Origin of the sequence: Curtobacterium sp. B8 (assembly GCF_000333315.1) — a bacterium.
GTDB classification, from domain to species: domain Bacteria; phylum Actinomycetota; class Actinomycetes; order Actinomycetales; family Microbacteriaceae; genus Curtobacterium; species Curtobacterium luteum.
The window spans coordinates 1-5,781 of record NZ_BACW01000600.1; the positions used below are offsets into that span (position 1 = coordinate 1).

Consider the following 5,781-nt stretch of genomic DNA (forward strand, 5'->3'; position numbering starts at 1 on the left):
GCGCGACCGGACGCACCGCGACCCGGACGCACCACGACACGGACGGGAGGCCCGTGGCGGGTCCGCCACGGGCCTCCCGTCCGGTGCGCGGTCACGGCCGACGCCCGCTGCGCGTTCCCTAGGTCGTCGCGTGCTCGCGCGCGGCGCGGTCGGCGGCGACGAGCCGCTTGGCCTCGCGGATGCGCTTCCGGGCCTTCTCGACCGGGACCTCGACGGCGTAGGCGGCACCGACCGCCACGAGGAGTGCTGCGCCGACGAGCCAGACGTTGCCCCACGCGCCGACCGCGAAGGTGCCGAGGAGCGCGATGACGAGCGGGTGCCAGAGGTACGCCGAGTACGACACGCGTCGGCCGAACCACGACACCGGCGTCCACGCGAGCGTCGCCGACACCGGGGTGCGGACGGACACGAGCCCGCCGATCAGCACGGCCGACACGAGGCCGGTCACCGGGAGGACCACGCCGAAGGTCGACGCGTGCTGCGTCCAGTCGCCGTCGATCCAGAGGAGGATGCCGACGAGGAGCGCGAGACCGGCCCACGTGGCGACGTGTCCGGCGATGCCCGCGGCGACGCGGCGGACCCGCCCGTCGTCGAGCAGCAGGGCGAGGAGGCAGCCGGTGGCCAGGGGGACGACACCGAGGACGGGGGAGAAGTACACGTCGGGGGTCGCGCCGCCGTTCGGCTTCTCGTAGCTCAGGTACGACGCGACGGCCGCGCCGACGATGACGACACCGAGGCCGGCCATCAGCCAGCGGCGACGCGAGCGGATCGCGAAGAGGAGCACGAGCACGGGCGGCCAGACGAGGTAGAACTGCTCCTCCATCGACAGGCTCCACGTGTGCGCGAAGACGCCCTGCGTGGTGTCCCAGAACGAACGGAACAGGTTGCCCGTGTAGCTCAGCGCGATGAACGCGGCCTCACCCGCGGAGAACGTGGCGCCCTTGTAGTCGCCGACCCAGTTCCAGAGCGCGAGGCCCACGAGCACGAACGCGATGAGCGCCGGGTAGAGCCGCAGCACGCGCTTGCCCCAGAACGCGCCGAGGCGGATGCGTCCGGTGTTCCGGTGCTCGCCGAGCAGCAGCGTCGTGATGAGGAAGCCGGAGAGCACGAAGAACACCGTCACACCGATGAAGCCCCCGTCGAAGTGGGCGACGTGCAGGTGGTAGAGGATCACGGCGAGGATCGCGATCGTGCGGAGCCCGTCGAGTGCCGGTGCGCGGTTCGTCAGCGGCGGCGGTGGGGTCGCGCCGCCGCCACGGGTGCCGCGCTGCTCGGTGCCTGCGTGGCTGCCGTCGGTGCTGGCCGGTGCGGAGGTGCTGCGGGTCCGCTCCGGCGAGATCGTGGTGGTCGCCACGTCGCCTCCTGCGAGATCGTTCTGCTGCCCGGACCGCGCGCGGACCGTGACCTGATCGTTACAGGATGCTCGCCCGAGGTATGAGGACGCTCAACGATCGGGGTGCACGAGGGATGCCAGGGCGTCGAGCCGCTCGGCGGCGATGTCCTCGAACGAGCGCTCCTCGCCCGGCGCGATCCACCGCTGGAACGTCAGGTGGAAGACCGTCACGGCGGTCTCGGCCGCGATCGTCGCGGCGGGTTCGGGCACGCCGCGGTCGCGTAGCAGGGCACCCAGGTGGATCTTCAGGGTCGCGAGCTTGCCGAGTTCCCGTTCCTGGAGGGCGGGGTCGGCCTCGATGATCGTCTGTCGGGCCCGCGAGAACGGTCGCTTGTCACGGTCGAAGTACGTGCCCGCGGCGTGGAGTGCCGAGCGCACCAGGTCGAACGGGGCGGTGTCGGCCGGGGCCCGTTCGATCGGCACGGCGAACATGGCGAGGAAGCCGTCCTGCCCGGACGGGAGGCGCGGGGCGGGCCGGCACCGTGCCTCCCCTCCGGTGTGGGGTCGCGCCGCTGGCGGACCGTCGGGCGGGTGCGCCGCTGCGGGACGTCAGGGCCGTCGTCGTACGACGACGGCCCTGTCGTCAGTTGCACGCGCGGGCCGTCCCGGCGGGCAAGGAACGACCCTGCCGCTGTCGTACGACAGCGGCAGGGTCGTATCGCGACGGCCAGCGACGGCCAGCGACGGCCAGCGACGGCCAGCGCCGGCCGGCCGGCGCCGAGCCGGCCCCCTCGCCCGCCGTGTCGCCTACTCGGCCTTCTGCATCTGCCAGGGCTCGGGCTCGCGGTCCCCGTTCGGCCGCACGGGCCGGACGTCGCCGACGATCGGGATCGCCCGCTTCCGCATGAACCACAGGTACCGCACGAAGAAGTGCGACAGCGTCGACAGCCGGTTGCCGTTGCCGAGCAGCGACGCGATGTGCACGGCCACCCACGCGGCCCACGCCACGGGGCCGACCATCGTGATCCCGCCGCGGAGTTGGGCGACCGCGGCGTTCGTGCCGATCGTCGCCATCGTGCCCTTGTCGAAGTACGTGAAGTGCTCGGTCGACTTCCCGTGGAGCAGGCGCTTGATCTGCTTCGCCACGTGCCGACCGCCCTGCAGCGCGGGCTGCGCGAGCTGGGCGAGCGCGTCGTCCTGCGCGGCGATGTCGCCGGCGGAGAAGATCCGGTCGACCCCCTTCACGCTGAGGTCGTCGTTCACCTGGATGCGTCCGCCGTGGGTCTGCGGCAGGCCCCAGCCCGAGACCTCCTTGTGCGCGGCGACGCCGGTGGCCCAGATGACCTGCGAGGCCGGGATGAACTCGCCGTCGGCGGTCACGACGCCGTCCGGCCGGACCTCGGCGACGCCGGTGTTCAGCCGCAGCACGACCCCGCGCTTCCGGAGGATCCGCGCGGCGTACCGGCGCAGGCGGGGCGCGAACGGCTTGAGGAGCTCCCCGCTCCGGTGCACGAGCGTGATCGAGATGTTGCCGCGTTCGATCTCGGGGTAGGCGCCGACGAGGGCCTGGTCCCGCAGCTCGGCGAGCGCGCCGGCCATCTCGACGCCGGTCGCCCCGCCGCCGACGATCACGATCTTGATCTCGTCCGGGCCCTGGTTGGCTGCTGCTTCCTCGAGCCGGGTGAACAGCTCGTCCCGGATCCGCAGGGCCTGGGACCGCGAGTACATCGAGTACGCGTACTCGTACGCGCCGGGGGTGCCGAAGTAGCTCGTGTTCACGCCGTTCGCGAGGACGAGCCAGTCGTAGTGCAGGTGCTCCCCGTCGCTCATCTCGGCGATGCGCTCGTCGGTGCGGATGCCCGTGAGCAGGCCGTGCCGGAAGTCCGCGTTGGACTGCTTCGCCCGGAGGCTGCGCAGGAAGTACGTCACGTCCCCGGCGTTCAGCCCGCCGGTCGCCACCTGGTACATGAGGGGCTGGAACATGTTGTAGACGTGGCGGTCGACGAGCGTGACCCGGACGTCGGTGTCCGCGAGCTCCCGCATGGCCGCGATGCCGGCGAAGCCTCCACCGACGATGACGACGTGTGGGCGGGTGTCCTGCGGCATGTGCTCCCTGGTTTCCTCGGACGGCGGATGGTCGCCTCCGAGGGTACGCGCGCTCCGCACCCTCCGCTGACCGTCACGGCCTGGAGGCGCGGGTCGATCCCGTCAGTCGTCCCGCCGCGCGTAGGTGTTCAGGACGTTCCCCTTGCTCGTCACGGTGCTGTCGACCAGCGTCAGGCGCGTGTGCGGGTCGGTCGGCTCGAAGAGCCGCCGGCCGGGTCCGGCGATCACGGGGTGGATCATGAGCTGGAGTTCGTCGAGCAGCCCGGCGAAGAGCAGGTGCCGGACGACCGAGATGCTCCCGGTGACCGCGATGTCGCCGCCGTCCTGCTGCTTGAGGTCGCGGACGAAGTCGTCGAGGTCGCCGGTGATCCTGGTGCTGTTCTCCCACGCCAGGTCGTCCCCGAGGCTGGTCGAGGCCACGTACTTCGGCATCGGGTTGATCCACCGGCCGAACGGGTCGTCGGCGTGCGCCGGCCACCACTCCGCCCACTCCAGGTAGCTGTTCCGGCCGAGCAGCACGGTGTCGGTGCGGGACATGAACGCCGTCATGCCCGCGCCGAGTTCCTCGTCGAAGCTGTCGTGCTGGAACTTGTAGGGCTCGACGACGACGCCGTCGACGGAGGTGAAGAGACCCGAGGTGACCTTCCGCATGCCCGGAGCGTAGTGGGACTGCGGCTCAGCTACCAGACCCGCCGTCGGTGCCGGTCCCGTCCTGGGTGCCGGTCCCGCCCTGGGTGCTGCCGCCGGGGTACTGGCCGGAGCCGCTGCCGTACCCGGGGAAGCCGTTCGAGCCGCGGCCGGGGAACTGCGAGGTGCCCTGGGTCTGCTGGCCGCTGATGCCGTGGCCGATCGCGTACCCGATGCCGCCGCCCGCGAGGAGTGCGGCGACCCCGACCGCGGCGGCCACGACCGGCCAGAACCACGGCGGACGGGGCTTCGTCGTGCCGGGGCCGGCAGCCGTGCCGTACCAGGGCGTCGGCGTCTGCTGCGCGGTGTTCCACTCGGCGGCGTACGGGTCCGCGGCAGCGCCGCGGCCACCGGCGGCGGAGGGGTCCGTGGCGGGGGTGCGGTCCGCGGCCGGTGCGTCGTCCCAGCCGCTCGGGGCCGCGGCGGGGGCGGCGCCCCAGCCGCCCGGAGCGGCGGGGTACTGCGTCGGCGGCTGCGCTGCCTGTTGCGTCGGCAGGTGCGCCGTGGTCGACGGGGTCGTCGGGGTGGTGTCGTTCATGGGGACGAGTGCACACCGCGTGGCTATGCGTGGGTGATGACGAGGCTGGAGCCGCACTGTGGAGCCGCGGGTAGCGTCCATCCCGTGCGTGCGCGGGTCGAGACGGTGTCGGTCGGCGGGCTGCCCGTGCGGCTCCGGACGCTGGCCCCCGCCGGGCGGTTGCACGACCCGGTCGCGCCGACCGTGGTCCTCGTGCACGGCATCGGCATGTCGCACCGCTCGTTCGACCGCTCGCAGCGCGCCCTCGCCCGGGTCCACCGCACCGTGTCGGTGGACCTGCCGGGCTTCGGCGGGCTGCCGGCCGCCGGTCGTGCGCTCGACGCGGAGGTCCTCGCCGACCTCGTGGTCGAGGCCGTGCGGTCGCGGGGAGCGGGGGAGCTGGTCGTCGCCGGGCAGTCGATGGGGACGCAGGTCGCCGTCGAGGCTGCGCTCCGTCACCCGGACGTCGTGTCCTCCGTCGTGCTCGTCGGGCCGGTGGTGGACGACCGCCGCCGCACGCTCCTGCACCAGGCGCTCGGCCTCGGCCGGGACTGCCTCGTCGAGGGACCACGCATGAACGCCGTCGTGCTGACCGACTACCTCCGCAGCGTGCGCCAGTACCTCCGGGAGCTCGGCCCGATGCTCCGCTACCCGATGCTCGAGCGCGTCGCCGCCCTCGCGGTCCCGGCCCTCGTCGTCCGCGGTACGCGGGACCCGATCGCCCGCCACGGCTGGGGTGCCCGGGTCGCCGCGCACGCCGACCGTGGGGCACTCGTCGAACTCCCCGGCGCCCACCACGTCCAGGAGCACCAGCCCGTCGCGTTCGCGGACCTCGTGACCGAGTTCCGCCGTGTCGAGACCCTGGAACGCCTCGGGGGAGCGGAGGGGACGCGGTGACCGACGCGACCACCCCGGGAGCCGGGCCGACATCGACCGCGGGCGCCGTGCCTCCCGTCGGACTGGCCACACGCGCAGCGTGGGCCGCGCGGGACTGGCTGTACGCGGTGCGCTGGCAGGTGCAGAGCCTCGGTCCGACCACGGCGGACGACTACCGCGACGGCGACCGGCCACCCGTCGTTGTGATCCCCGGGGTGTACGAGACGTGGCACTTCATGCGGCCGCTCATGGACGCTCTGCA

Annotated in this window: 6 protein-coding genes and 1 pseudogene; 2 read left to right on the forward strand and 5 right to left on the reverse strand. The window is 73.0% G+C overall.

The window, feature by feature from the left end; genetic code table 11:
- Positions 1-118: 118 nt before the first annotated feature.
- The 5 genes from I59_RS16200 to I59_RS16220 all read right to left on the reverse strand — a co-directional run bounded on the left by I59_RS16200 (position 119) and on the right by I59_RS16220 (position 4,664).
- The gene (locus I59_RS16200; protein WP_022904770.1) at positions 119-1,354 is read right to left on the reverse strand and encodes an acyltransferase; all 1,236 of its coding nucleotides are present in this window, start codon (positions 1,352-1,354) and stop codon (positions 119-121) included.
- Positions 1,355-1,444: 90 nt separating this feature from the next.
- Entirely contained in the window at positions 1,445-1,816 is a 372-nt protein-coding gene (locus tag I59_RS16205) for a hypothetical protein (RefSeq protein ID WP_148286285.1), read from the reverse strand.
- A gap of 324 nt (positions 1,817-2,140) precedes the next feature.
- Complete coding sequence (locus tag I59_RS16210) at positions 2,141-3,439, reverse strand: NAD(P)/FAD-dependent oxidoreductase (RefSeq protein ID WP_022904772.1); 1,299 nt, start codon at positions 3,437-3,439, stop codon at positions 2,141-2,143.
- 102 nt (positions 3,440-3,541) lie between these two features.
- Entirely contained in the window at positions 3,542-4,090 is a 549-nt protein-coding gene (locus tag I59_RS16215; RefSeq protein WP_022904773.1) for a dihydrofolate reductase family protein, read from the reverse strand.
- A gap of 25 nt (positions 4,091-4,115) precedes the next feature.
- The gene (locus I59_RS16220; protein ID WP_022904774.1) at positions 4,116-4,664 is read right to left on the reverse strand and encodes a hypothetical protein; all 549 of its coding nucleotides are present in this window, start codon (positions 4,662-4,664) and stop codon (positions 4,116-4,118) included.
- An 84-nt stretch (positions 4,665-4,748) separates the two neighbouring features.
- Here I59_RS16220 and I59_RS16225 point away from each other — a divergent pair, with 84 nt between their 5' ends.
- Positions 4,749-5,540: an alpha/beta fold hydrolase gene (locus tag I59_RS16225; RefSeq protein WP_022904775.1), complete on the forward strand. Its 792-nt coding sequence runs from the start codon at positions 4,749-4,751 to the stop codon at positions 5,538-5,540.
- Positions 5,537-5,781: pseudogene (locus I59_RS16230) on the forward strand (hypothetical protein); the annotation flags it as partial. The gene I59_RS16225 and the pseudogene I59_RS16230, both read left to right, overlap by 4 nt.

Bases quoted from the DNA above. Each gene is read 5' to 3' on its own strand.
- I59_RS16210 (WP_022904772.1), bottom strand. From the start codon at position 3,439: ATGCCGCAGGACACCCGCCCACACGTCGTCATCGTCGGTGGAGGCTTC.
- I59_RS16215 (WP_022904773.1), bottom strand. From the start codon at position 4,090: ATGCGGAAGGTCACCTCGGGTCTCTTCACCTCCGTCGACGGCGTCGTC.
- I59_RS16220 (WP_022904774.1), bottom strand. From the start codon at position 4,664: ATGAACGACACCACCCCGACGACCCCGTCGACCACGGCGCACCTGCCG.